Source organism: Neopararhizobium haloflavum, assembly GCF_002750855.1.
GTDB classification, from domain to species: Bacteria; Pseudomonadota; Alphaproteobacteria; order Rhizobiales; family Rhizobiaceae; genus Georhizobium; species Georhizobium haloflavum.
The window spans coordinates 621,227-635,898 of sequence record NZ_NWUC01000001.1 but is presented as its reverse complement, the minus strand read 5'-3'; the positions used below and the strand labels follow the sequence as shown (position 1 = coordinate 635,898).

The window sequence follows — 14,672 nt, the reverse complement described above, 5'->3', positions numbered from 1 at the left end:
CTCCGGCAAAGCGTCTCGTCGCCGAGCCGGCAAGCGCACGAAAAAAAGGGCCCGCCGGAGCGGACCCTTTGAAAGTCTTGCGAACGCTATGGAAGCGATTACTGGTTGACGCCGGCGCCGGTCACGGCCTTGCAGGTCGACGTCACGCTGTCGAGGAAGCCGACGCGCTCTTCTTCCCAGTCGGTGCAGGCCATGTTGACCATTTCCTGGTCTTCGGCGGAAAGGCCTTCATAGGCCGTCATCGCGTCTTCCTCGCTGCGCATCGTCGTGCCGTCTTCCTCGTAGAACACGCCGTAAGCGCCTTCCGACATCATCATCTCGCTGTTGGTGCCGCTGATGGCGTTGCCGGGCGTCGGCACGTTGTCGAGCGCGGTGGTGCTGCCGCCCGACTGGGCGAGCGCCGGCGAGGCGAGGAGGAAAAGGGCTGCGGCGGCGGCTGTGATCCTGGTGGTGGTCATGGGTGTCTTCTCCCTGTTGGTTGTTTGTTGTCTGTCCAGCCGAACAACTCGCGGCGAAAGCCGAAGTTCCAAAACGAAACCCGGCAAAGCACGCCGACGCATGCATTTTTGCAATGCTGCACCGCAAAAACTGCCGGTACTCCGCGGCGGGCGGGCTGCCTATGTTGGGTGCAACATGAAATTGCCGATCGCACGAAGGAGACCTTGAGAAATGAATTTCCGTTATGTCCGCGAGTTCTACGCAGCCGTCGCCGTCAGCCGCGCCGTGCGCGACCACCGCATGCCGCTCGCCGACGATCTGAAGACCCTCGGCATCGCACCCGACAGCTTCTCGCACCTGCGCCGCCGCTAAGGGCAGGCACCGCGCGGGGCCCGCGCGAGAGGACGAGAAAGACGACAACGCCGCCGATGGCTATCGGCGGCTTTTTTGTGTTTTGTGAACTGGAGCGCACCCGATGACAAGTACAAAAGACCTCGCCGTCACTAGACGGCGAGGTCTTCAATAGTCACTCGACTGTGATCAGGCAGCGAAAATGAAGTTGCTCTCGTTTAGAGCAGCCTCGTTCACACCGGTCAGAGTGAGCGTTCCATCGAAGAGATCCGACGTAATCTCGACATTAGCACCCGCGTCAGCGAAGTCGAGATCTGCCAATGCGGTCACACCCAGTTCGGAGAAGTCAAGCACATCCGAAGTGATGTTATCGCCTTCTTCGAAGTTGGCAATCGTGATCTCGTTGTCGAGTTCTGCACCAAACTCAATGAAGTCACGAGCAGAGGCGGCTGTCGACAGATTGATGACGGAGTTGTCGGCGAGATTACCGACCAGTACGGTAACTCCACCATCACCATCACCGATTTCATCGGAGTCAAATACACCAGTCAAACCAGACAGATCCAACGTGGCCAGATCGGCCGCAGTGGCCAAGCCATTCGTAGTACCGGTTACGTCGAAGTCGCCAGCACCCGCGACGGTGATCATTTCCACGTCGTTATCGGCATTGAGAGTGGTGATTGTCAGATCTTGATCGGCGTCACCGGTCATGAACGAGACGTCAGTCGATCCATCGACATCGAGTGCACCGATGGTGATGCTGTCGTCGCCTTGACGTCCGATGAGATCTTCAACAGCGCCTGTGCCGATTTCGGGGAAACCGACGTTAATCGAAACGCTTTCGGTGTCGTTGAACGAAATGTCCGCCTGACTTGTCGCAACATTGACCGAGATGCCATCGAATGCGTCAAGGTCAAGGTCTGTCGTATCAGCATTAAGGACAAAACCGTCTACATCGAAGTCGTCACCGTCGATCGCCAGGCCAGCGCCAGCCGACGAGTTGATAGCGATATATTCTACACCCGTGGCAGCAGCGGCAGCCTGAAGATTTGCTTCGTCGATACCAAGGATGTCGGTGCCTTCGCCGAGATCAACGCTGTCGTCAGCGTCGAGGTTGGCGATGTTGACGTAGTCATCACCAGCCGAACCCGTCACCGTGATATCCGCGTCGTTCTGCGTCAGATCGACAGAGACACCGCCTTCGAGGCCCGAAGCATCAAAGTCGGTTACGCCTTCGAAGGTCTGATCGGCGCCAATGCCCGCACCCTGTGGCGAGAGTGCAATGTTGCCAGTGCCCGACAGCGTGATGGACGTCAAAGTCGCATCGTTGGTTGCATCACCATCGCCATTGTTAACACCGAGATCGATGCGGTTGTCACCCGTTACCGAGATATTAGCCGCAACTTCGTCAGTCGCATCTAGGCCGGTGTCAGCGTTGAGGTCAGCATAGGCGCCACCGTTCGTGCCGTTTACCGCAAAGTTGATGGTGTCGCCCGACGCGATTGCACCGGCAGCGAAAGCTGCGGAGAAACCGAAATTCGTGCCCATCAAGCCGATCGTGGTGCCGGCAGCAAGTCCTGTCGCCGTAAGCGACTGGCTGGAACGATCCGACCAAATCTGCTGAAGACCAACGAAGCCCGAGGCATCAACGTTGGTGCCCGCAGCGATGTTGCGGACGTAAACCTGCTCAACGCTGTCGGTGTCAACGATCTGACCACCCGTGGCAGCGTTCGTCACCGTCAGTTCCAGCCTATCCGTGCCCGAACCACCGTCGATGGAATCGCCAGTCTGGTACGTGTCGTCGGTGCCGACGAACGTGTCATCACCATTTGTGCCAACCAGCTGGTCAACGGCGTCGGTGAGAACAAAGCTGTCGCCAGTGGAGGGTCCGCCATCAACGATTTCAGCATCAATGAAAGCGTCAACTTCCGCCTGGGTCGGAATGCTGTCTTCATTTTCGTCGACCATGTCGAGGAAGTCACGGCCGGCAGCCGCAGCGTCTTCGCCCTGATAGGCGACAAGTTCTTCGCCGGTGTCGATCGAAGCAGTGAACAGGTTGGCCGCTGCTTCCTTGTTCTGGATCGTCGCAAGGTCGTCGCCGAGCGCGCCGTCATAGATGGCGATAGCGATCTGTTCGATGGACAGTTCGCCCGACTCAAGACGAGCCGACCAATAGGTCAGACCTTCGATTTCAGCGCTGCGGCCGAAAAGTGAAAGGTAGACCGAGTTCACGATCTGAATGCTGTTCTGGCCCTCGAAGCGGCTCAGATACTCTTCCGACTGTGCGAGAGAGTTGTACACGACGTCGAGGTTTTCACCGTTGTTGGTGGCCTCTTGATAGAATTCGAGACCGAGCGGATCGGCCGGGCGCCCGAAGAGCGCGATGTAAATTCCCTGCACTGTAGCCATAATGTCTTTCCTCTTGAGTTTCCGACCTGGAGGCGGAATGACGACCGGGGAGCCGCCAGCCGGCCATTCGATTTCTTGGCCATGGGTTGCGTAACCTTCACACTGACCGGTGTCAACGCGGAATGTCGAGGTTACTGTATATTTTTTGCCGGAAATCGCCGAAAGCCCGCAATTGCTGGATTTCCGCAGGCTGCTGATTTGCAAGGGTTCATGCGCTTATCAAAATGCAAACAGACGATGATTCTTGTATTATGAGAGACTCTTCGCGAATTAGCATTCACTTTGAAGCTCAGATGCGGACACGGGAGATTTCCGTGCGGATTATTCCGTATATATGGTTGCTATACGGCGCGTTCGCGGGTAGAGAGTATAGTGACAAAAACACGGGACCTCTGCGTGCGTTGTTCCGAATGGCTGGGTGATTGGGCAATGTATGGACATCCGCAACACAGCATGAAGCCGGAAGAAGTGACACGGCTGCGCCAACTGGGCGGGCGATGGCTGCGCATCCTGCGCGAGAACGAGAACCTCTCGCAGCGCGATCTCGCCAAGGCGGTCGGCATCGAATATTATTCGTTCATCTCGCAGCTGGAGACCGGCCGCGGGCGCATCCCGCCCGAGCGCTACGCCGCCTTCGCCAAGGCCTTCCGCATCGACCCGCGGATCTTCGTGCGCGAACTGATGCGCTATTACGACCCCGTCACGCACGAACTGCTGTTCGACGGCGAGCGCGACCAGAACGCCTCGAACTGAGATTTCGACGGGCGCCGGCCCTTTGCGCCGGCTGAGCGCGGATCGCGCTTCTTTTCAAAGGCAAACACGCTTCAGGGCCGCACGCCATTGTCGTTGCCGACCATCGCGCGCGCCTCGTCGGCAAGGGCCGCGCGCTCACGCGTCAGCGCCGCGATTTCCGATGGCGCGGAGACATCGCCATCCGTCCGGAAGAAGCCGATCAGATGCTCGATGTCCTCAAGCCGCCGGAAGACGCGCATCAGCGACTGGTGCCGGTCGGCGGTCTGGCAATGCGTGGTCGGGCGGTCCGAGGTCAGGGGCGTGTCCTCTACTGCGTCTGCTCGATCTCGTCCGCCGGCGGCGCGACATCGGTCGGCGAGGTGTAGTAGCGCCAGCCGCCAAGGGCGATGACCGCGGCGAAGATGCCCGTGATCATGAGGGTCCACGGATTGCTCAAGAAGGATCGTCTCGGCGCGGCCATGCGGTTCAACCTTTCGGGTCGAGGCGGAAAAGATCGGACGCAGCCGCCCGCTCACGCGCGCGGCCTGGCCCGCTTTCCGGCGCGATGCACGCGCTAAAGGGCGAACAGGACGACCAACGCCAGGAAGAAGCCCCCAACTGCGAACGCAGTGCAGTAAAGCTGCAGGGCATAGGTGTGGGTCGGCATGTCGACTGTCCTTATCGGCGCCTCAGCGCGCCGCCCGATCAACATCCCACAGATCGGCCTTTCGACCTAACGATTATTCGGCGCCAGCCAAATAAATTTTCGGGAAATTCTAAAACTATAAAATCTTATCTTGATTTTCACACGACCGAGACACATTAAAACCCCCTGCTTTATTGCGTAAAGCCTTCCATTACATGACGAATTCCACCGCGCCGCGCGAAACCGTGGTGGAGAATACAACTGCGCCCTGGTGAGCCTGAACGTGTGGCGGGAAGGAGAAATGGTGGGTGATGTAGGGATCGAACCTACGACCCGCTGATTAAGAGTCCAAACGCTTGGCTAGCCAAATCAGAGTGTTGTCAGGCGAAAATTGGTAAAAGCGAACAGCCGAAAAATCAATGAAATCAAAGGCCCATTAATTTGACTGTAAAAGTCATGGAGCTAGGTCGGGTCGACGCATGGTTGTAATGAAAGCCCGCGCTGCTCGCGAGATCGTAGCGACGGAGTTGCATCGAAGGTTCGTCTGGTCTTTCCATCGTACTCGCCTCTGAAGACTGGCGCAGAGAATTGATCGGCTGTCCATCTGCGTTATTGTGAAGACAGTTGAAGAGATGTCCGGGAGCACTGAAGCAGATGACAGTCGGAGAATTAATCGTACGCCTGTCGCAGTTGCCAGACGACGCACCTGTCCTGACGACTGGTCGATTTGGGGCCGGCTTTACCGACATCACATTCCTTGAGATGATTTCCGTCGTGAAGATTGAAGGAAGTGGCACGTTCGACTTCCTTGAGGCGCAACATCCGTGGGCACGCCATTCGCGAGCAGCCAGAATTCCTGCTGTTGCGATTGGCGTGGAGCCCTATTGAAAATCCGGCTCGGATTCCGCGCTTAGCAGCGAGGGAGCGGCGCATGAAGGATTGGCCGGCTGATGAACGGGCATCTCTCGATTCATTTCCGCCACGCACCATCGAACATGATGGCAGCGACGACGATCGGCCGAAGGGCTGGGACAAACACCGATCCTGCCGACGCGGCGGGCGGGATGCGATCGGCTGCACGATCCTGATGGGTCTGGTCACTGTCGGATGAATCTGGCTGTCGAACTTATGGTCATTTTACCCGCATTTATGCTGCGCCTGCTTCCGACCTTGAAATCGCACGACGCCGCAGTTTGTGGCCCACGACCATTCGCCCAGACCTAAGCCTTGGCACCCTCCAAGCCGCTCAGCCAAGCTGCCGCAAGCCGAGCTCATCCTTTGCAATGACCGATCGAAGGCCGTTGGCACAAGTGGTGTGGCACCCTGTCGCCGGAGAAGGTTGTTTCTTTGCTGTCTATATTTGATATGTGAGGCGATGTATTTCGCTCCCCGCCCCTCCACACCGCACCATGGAAAAGCAGCACGGAGGCGACGCCACATTAGGCTGCGGGTTTCTCATGTTGCCTTGCGGCTTTTAACCCGTGACGAGGGCCACCACCACCGAAAATCGAGGGCTATTCCGGATCCTGCCAACGACTGGAATCGTTCGCTGCTCACAGGTCGGCGGATCACCGCCTTATGTGCTATTGGCGCGATGGTGATCGCGATTGTCGCCTGGTCCGCCATGCATTGAGGGCTAGCGATGACCGAGGCGCGCTCGGCATCGTCCGCACGCGTGATGATACGGCCAGCCAAACGATCGGCCGTATCATCTCTGTCATTCTAGAATTCCCGCCGCACTGGATAGCGCGACGGATGATCGCCGAAGCCTCGCCTCGCCGAATATTCGTCGCTCTCCTGAGGCATGCGGCTCACCGGGGATATCGAGCTCGTCACCGTCCGGTCGATCTGCATACGCTCGTTCTCAAATGCGCCGGATAGCGGTAGCTCGGGAGGCGCGGTGTTCTGCGCGATTGCGAGTGTTGGCACGATTGAGAACACCGCACCGATCAGCAGGGCCTTCATTGTCCTAATCCTTCATCGCAGGTTAAGTCATTCGCCAGCACGCATGATCGCGCGCGACGTTACCGTTCCCAGCCCATTTATTGAAATGTCGCGTTGACGCGAGATCGCTCACTTCAGCATCAACGCGGGTGTGCCACATTCATCTTTGTCGAGCGGACCCCGCAACCGCACCGCCGCGTTTGTCGAACGGGGCGTGAAGAAGCAGGCAACATACCACGAGCGTTTTTGAAATTGACTTGATCAACGTCAACGGGCCGACGGTAAATCGCCGATTTCATCGGGATGCTCCTCGCCAGCCGAGCCGGCGTTGCCGAGAGCTTCGCTTGCCTGGGTTCTCCCGATGACGAAACTTCGGGACAGCGAAGAAAGATTGGGCCCAGCCAATCGACGGGGTCGGCCCGTCGATATAATCCGAGACAGCAATTAACGTCGCCGGTCCGTCGCTCGATGCCCGAGCCGCGACGTGTGATACTTGTGGAGACTTGGAGCGCGCTCGATGGTTCGTTGGATTGGAACAAGCGCGGCTGTCATCTGCGTCTTGATGTGCGTCGCGACGGGGCTTGCTCTCATCGAAACTGATGAGTGGTGGATCAGGGTTCTGGATTTTCCCCGCCTGCAGATCGCGGCCGTCCTGCTCATCGCGCTGCTCATCTATCGCTGGACCGGTCCTTGCGGTGCAACGGCGGGCGCTCTGCTCACGGCGGCGTCTGTCGTCGCTCTCCTTTGGCAAGCATGGATGATCGTGCCCTATACGGCCGCCTGGCCACAACAGCTGCTTTCGGCCGAAGTCTGCACCGGCGACGCGCGCGTGCGCTTTCTCCTCGCCAATGTGCTGCAGGAGAACCGCCAGTTCGACCGGTTGCTCGATCTCGTCGCGGAGACCGATGCAGATATAATCTTGCTGACGGAAATCGACGATCAATGGACCGAGGCCATCGAGCCCCTTGCGGGCACTTACCCGTATACGATCCTGGAACCGCTGTCGAACACATATGGCATCGGTCTTTACTCGCGCCTGCCGCTGATCGATGGTGAAATCCGACACATCCTCGAGGAGGACATCCCGTCCATTCGAACCCGCGTCACCCTGACTGATCAGATCGAGTTTGCCTTGTGGGGCGTTCATCCTTCGCCGCCTCGCCCGAAAGACGATACCGACGAACGGGACGCCGAACTCCTCATCGTCGCAAAGGAGGCCTCCGACGCCTCCTTGCCGGCGATCGTCGCCGGCGACCTCAACGACGTTGCCTGGTCCTCGACGACGACGCTATTTCAGGAGATCAGCGGCCTGCTGGATCCGCGCATCGGCCGCGGTCTCTATGCCACCTTCAATGCCAATTGGCCGCTGATGAAGTGGCCGCTCGACCACCTTTTTGCCTCGCAGGACTGGCTGCTCGGCGAGTTCCGGCGTCTCGACGACATCGGCTCGGATCACTTTCCAATCCTCGTCGAACTATGCCACCAGCCACAGGCCGCCGGCGCGCAGGAAGGCAATCAGCCCGAAGGCGGCGACCGCCAGGAGGCAAACGAACACATTGAAGAGGGCCGCGAGGCCGCAGAATAACGCTGGGGTACCGCGGCGCCGACACGAAAAAGCCGACCACGATGAGTGGTCGGCAGGGGGATCGTTCGAAGGGAGTTTTTAAGCGTTACCGCTCGTTGAGGCCGGCAGACCATTCATCGATCTGACGATCCGCCTCTTCTTTCTCGACGCCGTATCGTTCCTGGATACGGCCCGCCAGCACGTCCTTGTGGCCGTCGGCTTTGTCGAGATCGTCGTCGGTCAGGTCGCCCCACTTCTGCTTCGCGTGGCCTTTGAATTGCGTCCACTGACCTTTGATCTGGTCCCAGTTCATGATTGTCACCTCTATCATTCGGGTACGCTCAGCAACGGCGCGCAGCGCTGGTTGTTCCATCGCCATCCAGGCCAACCAAGATGCAACCACAGCAACTCAAACCCTCTGCCGTATGCGTTAGGTTCACCGAATTTGACATTCTGTTACGAAGCGTTACCCTTCGGGCCAATCCAGAGGAGATAACAACGCTATGAATATTCCGGAATGGATCAAACCCGCTGCCTGGGGCGCCGCTGCCGGCGCGGTCGCTATCATCGTCGTCAGCACAAGTGCCGGCTGGCTGGTTACAAGCGGATCGGCAATGGAACAGGCCGAGACCCAGGCAGACCAAGCAGTGATTACAGCCCTGACGCCGATCTGTGTGGCCCAATTCACGAGCGTCGACGAAAGCCGCAGAGGGCAGCACATTGCTGCGCTTGAAGAGGAAAGCAGCTGGAACCAGGGCGACTACATCGAAGAAAACGGCTGGGCGACAATGCCTGGCAGCGAAGAACCCAATGGCGAACTTGCCGAAGCGTGTGCCGAGCAACTGCTCGACGCCTCTGAAGGTTAGCCGCAGCAATTTCCAATGGACGGCACGGACCAAAGCGATCTTCGGCCGTCCAATACCACTGAAACAGTGCCAGCGCCGTTTTACGGCCTTTCCGAGGATCAGAGCCCATGCGACGTTTCCTCCGGATACTGTCCAGCCCCTTCATGTTTTTCGCGCTCGCGGTCATGGTAGGGCCATTCGGCCTGCTGATTTACGTCGTTGCGACCAGCATCGATTTCTAGCGGCCGATCTTACCCCTGTATCGGCAGTTCCTCGAGCGCTCGCGCGGAAGCAGAACGGTGGCTGGGAGCGACAACAGGTTATGGACCCCGCAAAAATTGCCCGGCCACCACGCAGGTGACCGGGCCGTATTGTCTGTTGGTAAGTTTCACATCGAACTACATGTCGAACAGGCCAGCCTCACCAGCATCGTCCCATTCGCCGTCATCCCAATGACCGTCTTCGTTGGAATCGTAGCTGGTGTAGTAGCCGTCATAGAACTCGCCTGAGTCGACGTAGCCGTCGGTGTTCGCATCCCAGGCGTCATAATCCCACTCTGCGCCGATCTCGCCGAGCTCATTCTCGTCGATCAGCCCGTCGCCGCTCGTGTCCCAGTCAGCGAAGGTTCCCGCGTCGGAGATCGAACCGTAGAACTCGTCCTTGCTGATCTCGCTGTTTCCGTTCTCGTCGTAGTCGCTGAAACTTTTTGCGAGTGCAGGGCCGCTCACCATTGCAAGTGCCATTCCGGCTGCGATCAGTGTCTTGTGCATTTCCTTCATCTCCCTGTGTGATTTCAGGATCGGCCTCGTTGAGACCTGGCAGCCAAATGCAGAGGGCGCACGGAATGTTCCTGCTTGAAACAATAACGTTATTTTGAGCCACGGGCGGCTTGAATGCCTCGAAATCATCATCTTGGGAAATGTCCGACCGTTCGAGCCAAGACCGTTGCCGGAGCTTGCTCACGACAGACTGCGCCCCACAGCCATCGAGGACTGGCGCAGCGCACCGCTCTCGGGCATTCTCCCGCCATGTGCAATCTCTATTCCCTTACCAAGGGCCAGGCGGCGATCATCGCGCTTTCCCGCGCCATGCGGGATCAGTCAGGCAATCTACCGCCCCTGCCCGGCATCTTTCCTGACTATCCCGCGCCGATCGTGCGCAACGGCTCGGACGGCGACCGCGAGCTCGTCATGGCGCGCTGGGGCATGCCGACGCCGCCGAAGTTCCTCGAGGGCAAGAAGACCGACAGCGGCGTTACCAACATCCGCAACGTCAAGTCGCCGCACTGGCGCCGCTGGCTCGGCGTCGAAAGCCGTTGTCTCGTGCCGTTCACGTCGTTTTCCGAATACGACACGATCGACGGGAAGAAGGTACCGGTCTGGTTCGCGGCCGACGAGAGCCGCCCGCTGATGATGTTCGCCGGGATCTGGACCAACTGGACGTCGATACGGAAGGTCAAGGAGGGCGAAGTAAACACCGATCTTTATGGCTTCCTGACCTGTGAGCCCAACGCCGTCGTTGGTGCGGTCCATCCGAAAGCGATGCCCGTGATCCTGACGACTCCCGAAGAAATGGATGTCTGGCTGCGCGCCGATTGGGCCGAGGCATCAAGCCTTCAGCGCGCCCTCCCCAATGATGCGCTGCAGATCGTCGCCAAGGGCGAGCGCAAGGATGAAGTGACAAGCTGACGCAATCGAAAAGACCCGCGCGTCCTGGAGCGTGACGCGCGGACCCCTTCTGCGGCCTTGGGAGGTCCGCCGCTAATTCTCGTCGTCGTCCGTCTTGCTGGCGGCTTCGGCGAAGGCCATCTCCAGGAGGTAGACCAGCAGGGATTTCGGATCGTCTCTCTTGGCGTTGGCGAGTGCCTCCTGGATGAGGTGGACGGTCTTGTTCGGGATTCTGACTTCCATGGTTACGCGGCCATTTTATCCATTGCGGGAAGAGTGATCAGGGTTTCGGAAACGCCGAGCTGCGCGCGCACGGTCCCGGCGACGTCGGTGGTGATGGCGAAGGCCCCGCAGCACACCGGGCGGCGGCCATATCCATCGGCGCGGCCGAGCTCATCGACGATGAGGCCCGCCTTGCGGTAGATCCGCATCATGTGCGGCTCATAGTTCGAGACGACGGTGTGAATGCCGTGCTGCAGCCCGCACTCGACGATGGCGAGGCAAAGACGGCCGAAAGCCTCACAGGCGGAGAGGTCAGGCTGGCAGCGTGCTAGGGCTTCGGCGTCGACGCAGGTCCGCGTTGCTTCCCAGATGCCCGGTGCTTCGAGCGCAGCGCCGTGCGGAAACGTATCGCGGAAAACGTCGTACATCAGCGTCGGGCCGGTCGTCGGCATCAGCCGTGTCGAGCCGAGGAGCTCGCCGGTCAGATCGTCGGTCCACAGGATATAGACGGGCTGGCAATCATCATAGCAATCGCGCTCGCGGCCATTGATTGCCGAGACCGACCACTGCAGCTGGTCGACGAAGACCCGCTTGCGGAGGCGAAACATCCGGTCGAGCAGGTTGGCCTGCGAGGGAAGGTACGGCGCCTGGAGGATCTGAAACATCTGCTGCCCCTTTCGTTTCGATGGAGCAGAGATTGCCAGCGGTCGAAGTAATGGAAAATTCCCGCAGATCGACCCCTCGATTTGTACTCCCTACATTTGTAGGGAGCGACTATACCGGCTCGTCGATCAAGTTGAGTTTGATCGCCTTTGCGACGGCCTGGGCGATCGTCGCGCTGTCGAGCTTGAGCCGCGCCGTGGTCAGGTAACCGCGCGCCGTATGCTCGCTGATGCTGAGGATCGTCGCGATATCCTTGTGCGACTTGCCCTGCGCCGACCAGATCAGGCATTCGATCTCGCGCGGCCCGAGGAGCGGCACGGTGTCCTCGCCATAGATCTCGCGCACCGCCATCTTGTGCAGCGAATGGGCGATCTCGTTGAGCCCCATCTTGAACCGGTCGATGAACGAGAGCCAGGCCTGCGGATCGTCCTCGTGGCCGGTGACCGAAAGGATGGCGCGCCGGCGCGAGCGGTCGACGATCGGGATCGTATAGCCTTGCATGCCGACGCCATGCGCAATGGCATCCACCATCAAGGCCTCGGCCTTCGGGTCGAGCGGCAGGTCGCTCCAGAAGAACGGCAGCTGCCGTTGGAAGCCATGGATGACGACTGGGTCGACATTCACATAGCGCCGCATGATGTAGCGGCCGAGCCAGGTTTCCGAATAGGTGCTCTTGACGAAGGGCGCGTCGAGCTTGGCGTCGATCGTCCAGGCGAGATGATAGGTGCAGTGGTCGAAACGCAGCATGTCGCGGATGAGATGGACGGCGCGATCGACGCTGTCCGCTGCACTCACCGTAGCCGCACATTCGGCGGCCAGCTGATCGTCCCGTTCAGCCAAACGGAAAACCCTCTCTGCAATCCCAAGGTTACGATACCTACAATTGTGGGGATTGGCCAAGAGGGCAACATATGCTTTGTGCGCAGGAGCGGCCCGGCGGAAACCATTGCGGAGACCATGAACGCAAACGTTCCACCATCCTCGAACCTTGTTGAGCAGGCGGTGATGACTTTATCGTCGAGCTTCGGGGAACTGGCCCCTGCCGAAGCGCTGTTGCGTGCCTTGATTGCCGAGCGCACCGACGACCGGTCCGGAGCCGCCTTCTGGGTCAGCGTCTATCAGCGGCTTGCTTCGCCCGGCTGAAGCCGCGCTTTCCCTCCCCACCCAGTTGCGCTAAAGCGTGCCCCTATTAAGGGAGACGCGAAAAGGCGATGTTTGGCCACTACCCCACCGGCGAAGCACACCAGCTGGATCATGGTTCGGAGAGCGATCGTATCCGGGCGCGGATTATGAGCCAGTTGCACGTCGAACCCGATTGCGGCCTGGCGATCCGCCGTTTTGCTTTCTCGCTCATCGACATTCCGGATCGATCCGAAAGCGCGCGGCATTTCTTGATGATGTTCGAGCGTTTCGAGCGGGCGATTATTGTCGGTGCACGCTCAAAGACGCGCGAGCAACGACGTGCCGCCTGCCTCACCGCCTTCGATCTCATGGTGCGCGCGACCCGGCTCAACTGAAATCCGTCATTGGCGGGGGATAGAGGGGGGCTGCTGCTGCGATGGCTTCGGATAGCCAAGTGCCAGCAAGAGCGCGTCGAAGGCTGCAAGGGCTGACCTGCGCCTCACTTCGCGTTCCCTCATTGGCACGCCGGCAACGAGTGCCCGTTCAAAGTCTTCATAGGCGTGCAGGAACAGCGTCGCCTCCGCGCCGCAGGTCCTCGACCCCCTCTGTTCCACGGCGATTCTGCGAACGTCGATGCCGGCAGCCGCGTCAACATCCGTTTGAGATTTGATATGCGCCCGGAGCGCCATCGCCTGCTTCATGATGAGACAACTCCCAGACGCCCCTGACGAGGCTTTAACGGTTCGGGATCGATGATTCAATCAATCGTTGTGACCCTGGTTAACTGCCACCGCGCGTCGACGGGCCAGGCCGCTCGGCTGAACAGCGCAGAAAGCGGATTGACTCAGCTCAGATGGGGGAACAAAATAGGAACATAAGCCTATCGAAAGACCGACGGGCGTCGCGGGTCCCCTACCACGGCGCCGGCGAAGCTATGGAGAAGCACCGATGAGCGATGAAAGGGAAATGGCGAACGAGCCCCTCGAGAGCAGCGCTGAGAAAGACCCGATCAAGCGCGTACTGGCAGCCCACCAGGGTGACACCCGCGCCGCGATCGCGGGGCTCCTTGCCGATGTCGATTACCTTCAGCAGCGCCTCGCCTATGCCAGCCTCACCGTGTCCTACGGCTTTGTCCGCGGCTGGTTGCCGACACATGAGCGACTGGCGAGGTGAGCCGGTCACGTGGCGCCGATCCGACAAGCCTGATCCGTCATCGGTACCCCTATCGTGTTCGCGTTGAGGCAGCGCTGATCGCCGGCACAGACGTCTCGATCGTTGCCGGCTGCCGCACGGTCTATCGCTTCGCCGAGCGGATGCAGATCGAGGGTGTCGAATGGCTCGTCTATCGATTTGCCGATCGGGCCGAGGCCGAGCGCTGCGCCGGCCGGACGATCGGCGTGTTGATGGATGGCACCGGAGCCTGATCGCGATGCGCACGCTCAGGACGCTTGGCGATGCCGAGCGCCATTTCAGCCATCTGCGCGTGACCTGCCGCCGCTGTTCGCACAGCGCTCTCTTTCGCATCGATGACATGATCATGGCGGTTGGCCGGGGCCGCTCGCCCCACCGCCTGCCGATGCGCTGCTCTGTCTGCCAGAATGAACGGCCTTCGGCCGAATTCTGCAGCGGCCCCGTCTATTGCAAGGATGAAATCATATGGCGCGCCGAGCGGATTCAGTATCGACGCTGAGGCGTCGGTCCAATATGCCGGAACATTAAGGAGCGGCCCACGTTCGCTCTTTTTGATTCGCGGCAGGAGTCCTCATGCCGATCTATTATTTCGACACGATCGAGGACACGGAGCTTTTCCCCGATGATGAGGGCGTAGAACTCCAGCACGCTGACGAGGCGGAGGCAATGGCCCGCCATGCGCTGGCGGATCTGATCAGAGAGCGGCTGCTCGACAATCACCTCGGATCGCTGGTGATTGAAATTCGAGATGAACAGGATGAGCCCCTCGCCCGCTTCGTTCTGACCTCGGCAAGAGTTGGCTTTAACCGAACGTGATCACTTTCGGAACGATGGATGGAGCACGCAGCGAGGCCCTGCGTTGACGTTGTGCGCGACAA

At 59.5% G+C, this 14,672-nt stretch carries 24 protein-coding genes; 13 read left to right on the top strand and 11 right to left on the bottom strand.

All coding sequences use genetic code 11. The features are described from left to right. Positions 1 to 98: 98 nt before the first annotated feature. Positions 99 to 458: a hypothetical protein gene (locus CN673_RS03300; protein WP_099864774.1), complete on the bottom strand. Its 360-nt coding sequence runs from the start codon at positions 456 to 458 to the stop codon at positions 99 to 101. 211 nt (positions 459 to 669) lie between these two features. Here CN673_RS03300 and CN673_RS21050 point away from each other — a divergent pair, with 211 nt between their 5' ends. Beyond that, entirely contained in the window at positions 670 to 810 is a 141-nt protein-coding gene (locus CN673_RS21050) for a hypothetical protein (protein ID WP_198585871.1), read from the top strand. A gap of 168 nt (positions 811 to 978) precedes the next feature. On the opposite strand, the gene CN673_RS03295 is transcribed toward CN673_RS21050, so the two are convergent. Next, positions 979 to 3,198, bottom strand: coding sequence for a DUF4214 domain-containing protein (locus tag CN673_RS03295; RefSeq protein WP_099864773.1), 2,220 nt, complete (start codon positions 3,196 to 3,198; stop codon positions 979 to 981). Between the two features lie 453 nt (positions 3,199 to 3,651). Here CN673_RS03295 and CN673_RS03290 point away from each other — a divergent pair, with 453 nt between their 5' ends. Beyond that, on the top strand, positions 3,652 to 3,951 hold the full coding sequence (locus CN673_RS03290; RefSeq protein ID WP_370852998.1) for a helix-turn-helix domain-containing protein: 300 nt from the start codon (positions 3,652 to 3,654) through the stop codon (positions 3,949 to 3,951). A gap of 71 nt (positions 3,952 to 4,022) precedes the next feature. Here the strand turns inward: CN673_RS03290 and CN673_RS20825 are convergent, their stop codons facing one another. Beyond that, the gene (locus CN673_RS20825) at positions 4,023 to 4,190 is read right to left on the bottom strand and encodes a hypothetical protein (protein ID WP_157928786.1); all 168 of its coding nucleotides are present in this window, start codon (positions 4,188 to 4,190) and stop codon (positions 4,023 to 4,025) included. Positions 4,191 to 4,258: 68 nt separating this feature from the next. Then, positions 4,259 to 4,411, bottom strand: a complete 153-nt coding sequence (locus CN673_RS20820; protein WP_157928785.1) for a hypothetical protein — start codon at positions 4,409 to 4,411, stop codon at positions 4,259 to 4,261. An 819-nt stretch (positions 4,412 to 5,230) separates the two neighbouring features. Between CN673_RS20820 and CN673_RS20815 the strand changes: the two genes are divergently transcribed. Continuing rightward, the gene (locus CN673_RS20815) at positions 5,231 to 5,464 is read left to right on the top strand and encodes a hypothetical protein (RefSeq protein ID WP_157928784.1); all 234 of its coding nucleotides are present in this window, start codon (positions 5,231 to 5,233) and stop codon (positions 5,462 to 5,464) included. Between the two features lie 43 nt (positions 5,465 to 5,507). Continuing rightward, complete coding sequence (locus tag CN673_RS03285) at positions 5,508 to 5,687, top strand: hypothetical protein (protein WP_099864771.1); 180 nt, start codon at positions 5,508 to 5,510, stop codon at positions 5,685 to 5,687. Positions 5,688 to 6,298: 611 nt separating this feature from the next. Here CN673_RS03285 and CN673_RS03280 read toward each other — a convergent pair. After that, on the bottom strand, positions 6,299 to 6,541 hold the full coding sequence (locus CN673_RS03280) for a hypothetical protein (protein WP_099864770.1): 243 nt from the start codon (positions 6,539 to 6,541) through the stop codon (positions 6,299 to 6,301). Positions 6,542 to 7,037: 496 nt separating this feature from the next. Between CN673_RS03280 and CN673_RS03275 the strand changes: the two genes are divergently transcribed. Beyond that, positions 7,038 to 8,105: an endonuclease/exonuclease/phosphatase family protein gene (locus CN673_RS03275; protein WP_099864769.1), complete on the top strand. Its 1,068-nt coding sequence runs from the start codon at positions 7,038 to 7,040 to the stop codon at positions 8,103 to 8,105. A gap of 85 nt (positions 8,106 to 8,190) precedes the next feature. Here the strand turns inward: CN673_RS03275 and CN673_RS03270 are convergent, their stop codons facing one another. Beyond that, positions 8,191 to 8,463: a CsbD family protein gene (locus CN673_RS03270; protein ID WP_306456949.1), complete on the bottom strand. Its 273-nt coding sequence runs from the start codon at positions 8,461 to 8,463 to the stop codon at positions 8,191 to 8,193. 124 nt (positions 8,464 to 8,587) lie between these two features. Here CN673_RS03270 and CN673_RS03265 point away from each other — a divergent pair, with 124 nt between their 5' ends. Beyond that, the gene (locus CN673_RS03265) at positions 8,588 to 8,950 is read left to right on the top strand and encodes a hypothetical protein (RefSeq protein WP_099864768.1); all 363 of its coding nucleotides are present in this window, start codon (positions 8,588 to 8,590) and stop codon (positions 8,948 to 8,950) included. 377 nt (positions 8,951 to 9,327) lie between these two features. On the opposite strand, the gene CN673_RS03260 is transcribed toward CN673_RS03265, so the two are convergent. Further along, a complete protein-coding gene (locus tag CN673_RS03260; RefSeq protein ID WP_157928783.1) occupies positions 9,328 to 9,699 on the bottom strand; it encodes a hypothetical protein in 372 nt (123 codons plus the stop codon). Between the two features lie 258 nt (positions 9,700 to 9,957). Here CN673_RS03260 and CN673_RS03255 point away from each other — a divergent pair, with 258 nt between their 5' ends. Then, positions 9,958 to 10,617 carry an SOS response-associated peptidase gene (locus tag CN673_RS03255; RefSeq protein ID WP_099864766.1) on the top strand — a complete coding sequence of 220 codons (660 nt, stop codon included), beginning with the start codon at positions 9,958 to 9,960 and terminating at the stop codon, positions 10,615 to 10,617. Positions 10,618 to 10,689: 72 nt separating this feature from the next. Here CN673_RS03255 and CN673_RS20810 read toward each other — a convergent pair whose 3' ends face one another. From CN673_RS20810 to CN673_RS03245, 3 genes are all read right to left on the bottom strand, one after another. After that, positions 10,690 to 10,839 carry a hypothetical protein gene (locus tag CN673_RS20810; RefSeq protein WP_157928782.1) on the bottom strand — a complete coding sequence of 50 codons (150 nt, stop codon included), beginning with the start codon at positions 10,837 to 10,839 and terminating at the stop codon, positions 10,690 to 10,692. A 2-nt stretch (positions 10,840 to 10,841) separates the two neighbouring features. Continuing rightward, positions 10,842 to 11,483: an acyl-homoserine-lactone synthase gene (locus tag CN673_RS03250; protein ID WP_099864765.1), complete on the bottom strand. Its 642-nt coding sequence runs from the start codon at positions 11,481 to 11,483 to the stop codon at positions 10,842 to 10,844. A gap of 109 nt (positions 11,484 to 11,592) precedes the next feature. Then, positions 11,593 to 12,276 (bottom strand): helix-turn-helix transcriptional regulator, encoded by a 684-nt coding sequence (locus tag CN673_RS03245; protein WP_245409753.1) that lies wholly within the window; start codon positions 12,274 to 12,276, stop codon positions 11,593 to 11,595. On the opposite strand from CN673_RS03245, the gene CN673_RS21160 reads away from it, so the two are divergent. Further along, positions 12,241 to 12,624: a hypothetical protein gene (locus CN673_RS21160; protein ID WP_157928781.1), complete on the top strand. Its 384-nt coding sequence runs from the start codon at positions 12,241 to 12,243 to the stop codon at positions 12,622 to 12,624. The two genes, CN673_RS03245 and CN673_RS21160, sit on opposite strands and share 36 nt — an antisense overlap. A 146-nt stretch (positions 12,625 to 12,770) precedes the next feature. Beyond that, a complete protein-coding gene (locus CN673_RS03235) occupies positions 12,771 to 12,998 on the top strand; it encodes a hypothetical protein (protein WP_157928780.1) in 228 nt (75 codons plus the stop codon). A 6-nt stretch (positions 12,999 to 13,004) separates the two neighbouring features. On the opposite strand, the gene CN673_RS03230 is transcribed toward CN673_RS03235, so the two are convergent. Beyond that, on the bottom strand, positions 13,005 to 13,304 hold the full coding sequence (locus CN673_RS03230; RefSeq protein ID WP_157928779.1) for a hypothetical protein: 300 nt from the start codon (positions 13,302 to 13,304) through the stop codon (positions 13,005 to 13,007). Between the two features lie 247 nt (positions 13,305 to 13,551). Between CN673_RS03230 and CN673_RS03225 the strand changes: the two genes are divergently transcribed. From CN673_RS03225 to CN673_RS03210, 4 genes are all read left to right on the top strand, one after another. Next, entirely contained in the window at positions 13,552 to 13,776 is a 225-nt protein-coding gene (locus CN673_RS03225) for a hypothetical protein (protein ID WP_245409752.1), read from the top strand. Next, positions 13,773 to 14,027, top strand: coding sequence for a hypothetical protein (locus tag CN673_RS03220; protein ID WP_099864761.1), 255 nt, complete (start codon positions 13,773 to 13,775; stop codon positions 14,025 to 14,027). Before CN673_RS03225 ends, CN673_RS03220 begins: the two co-directional genes overlap by 4 nt. Positions 14,028 to 14,032: 5 nt before the next feature. Next, the gene (locus tag CN673_RS03215; protein ID WP_099864760.1) at positions 14,033 to 14,293 is read left to right on the top strand and encodes a hypothetical protein; all 261 of its coding nucleotides are present in this window, start codon (positions 14,033 to 14,035) and stop codon (positions 14,291 to 14,293) included. Between the two features lie 74 nt (positions 14,294 to 14,367). After that, the gene (locus CN673_RS03210) at positions 14,368 to 14,610 is read left to right on the top strand and encodes a DUF6894 family protein (protein ID WP_099864759.1); all 243 of its coding nucleotides are present in this window, start codon (positions 14,368 to 14,370) and stop codon (positions 14,608 to 14,610) included. Positions 14,611 to 14,672: the final 62 nt, after the last annotated feature.

Excerpts from the sequence above, each read along its gene's own strand:
- CN673_RS03210 (WP_099864759.1), top strand. The coding sequence starts at position 14,368 with ATGCCGATCTATTATTTCGACACGATCGAGGACACGGAGCTTTTCCCC.
- CN673_RS21160 (WP_157928781.1), top strand. The coding sequence starts at position 12,241 with ATGGACGGCGCGATCGACGCTGTCCGCTGCACTCACCGTAGCCGCACA.
- CN673_RS03215 (WP_099864760.1), top strand. The coding sequence starts at position 14,033 with ATGCGCACGCTCAGGACGCTTGGCGATGCCGAGCGCCATTTCAGCCAT.
- CN673_RS20820 (WP_157928785.1), bottom strand. The coding sequence starts at position 4,411 with ATGGCCGCGCCGAGACGATCCTTCTTGAGCAATCCGTGGACCCTCATG.
- CN673_RS03275 (WP_099864769.1), top strand. The coding sequence starts at position 7,038 with ATGGTTCGTTGGATTGGAACAAGCGCGGCTGTCATCTGCGTCTTGATG.
- CN673_RS20810 (WP_157928782.1), bottom strand. The coding sequence starts at position 10,839 with ATGGAAGTCAGAATCCCGAACAAGACCGTCCACCTCATCCAGGAGGCA.
- CN673_RS20825 (WP_157928786.1), bottom strand. The coding sequence starts at position 4,190 with ATGCGCGTCTTCCGGCGGCTTGAGGACATCGAGCATCTGATCGGCTTC.
- CN673_RS03300 (WP_099864774.1), bottom strand. The coding sequence starts at position 458 with ATGACCACCACCAGGATCACAGCCGCCGCCGCAGCCCTTTTCCTCCTC.
- CN673_RS03250 (WP_099864765.1), bottom strand. The coding sequence starts at position 11,483 with ATGTTTCAGATCCTCCAGGCGCCGTACCTTCCCTCGCAGGCCAACCTG.
- CN673_RS03260 (WP_157928783.1), bottom strand. The coding sequence starts at position 9,699 with ATGCACAAGACACTGATCGCAGCCGGAATGGCACTTGCAATGGTGAGC.
- CN673_RS03285 (WP_099864771.1), top strand. The coding sequence starts at position 5,508 with ATGAAGGATTGGCCGGCTGATGAACGGGCATCTCTCGATTCATTTCCG.
- CN673_RS03235 (WP_157928780.1), top strand. The coding sequence starts at position 12,771 with ATGAGCCAGTTGCACGTCGAACCCGATTGCGGCCTGGCGATCCGCCGT.
- CN673_RS21050 (WP_198585871.1), top strand. The coding sequence starts at position 670 with ATGAATTTCCGTTATGTCCGCGAGTTCTACGCAGCCGTCGCCGTCAGC.
- CN673_RS20815 (WP_157928784.1), top strand. The coding sequence starts at position 5,231 with ATGACAGTCGGAGAATTAATCGTACGCCTGTCGCAGTTGCCAGACGAC.
- CN673_RS03225 (WP_245409752.1), top strand. The coding sequence starts at position 13,552 with ATGAGCGATGAAAGGGAAATGGCGAACGAGCCCCTCGAGAGCAGCGCT.
- CN673_RS03280 (WP_099864770.1), bottom strand. The coding sequence starts at position 6,541 with ATGAAGGCCCTGCTGATCGGTGCGGTGTTCTCAATCGTGCCAACACTC.
- CN673_RS03290 (WP_370852998.1), top strand. The coding sequence starts at position 3,652 with ATGAAGCCGGAAGAAGTGACACGGCTGCGCCAACTGGGCGGGCGATGG.
- CN673_RS03255 (WP_099864766.1), top strand. The coding sequence starts at position 9,958 with ATGTGCAATCTCTATTCCCTTACCAAGGGCCAGGCGGCGATCATCGCG.
- CN673_RS03265 (WP_099864768.1), top strand. The coding sequence starts at position 8,588 with ATGAATATTCCGGAATGGATCAAACCCGCTGCCTGGGGCGCCGCTGCC.
- CN673_RS03270 (WP_306456949.1), bottom strand. The coding sequence starts at position 8,463 with ATGGCGATGGAACAACCAGCGCTGCGCGCCGTTGCTGAGCGTACCCGA.
- CN673_RS03230 (WP_157928779.1), bottom strand. The coding sequence starts at position 13,304 with ATGAAGCAGGCGATGGCGCTCCGGGCGCATATCAAATCTCAAACGGAT.
- CN673_RS03295 (WP_099864773.1), bottom strand. The coding sequence starts at position 3,198 with ATGGCTACAGTGCAGGGAATTTACATCGCGCTCTTCGGGCGCCCGGCC.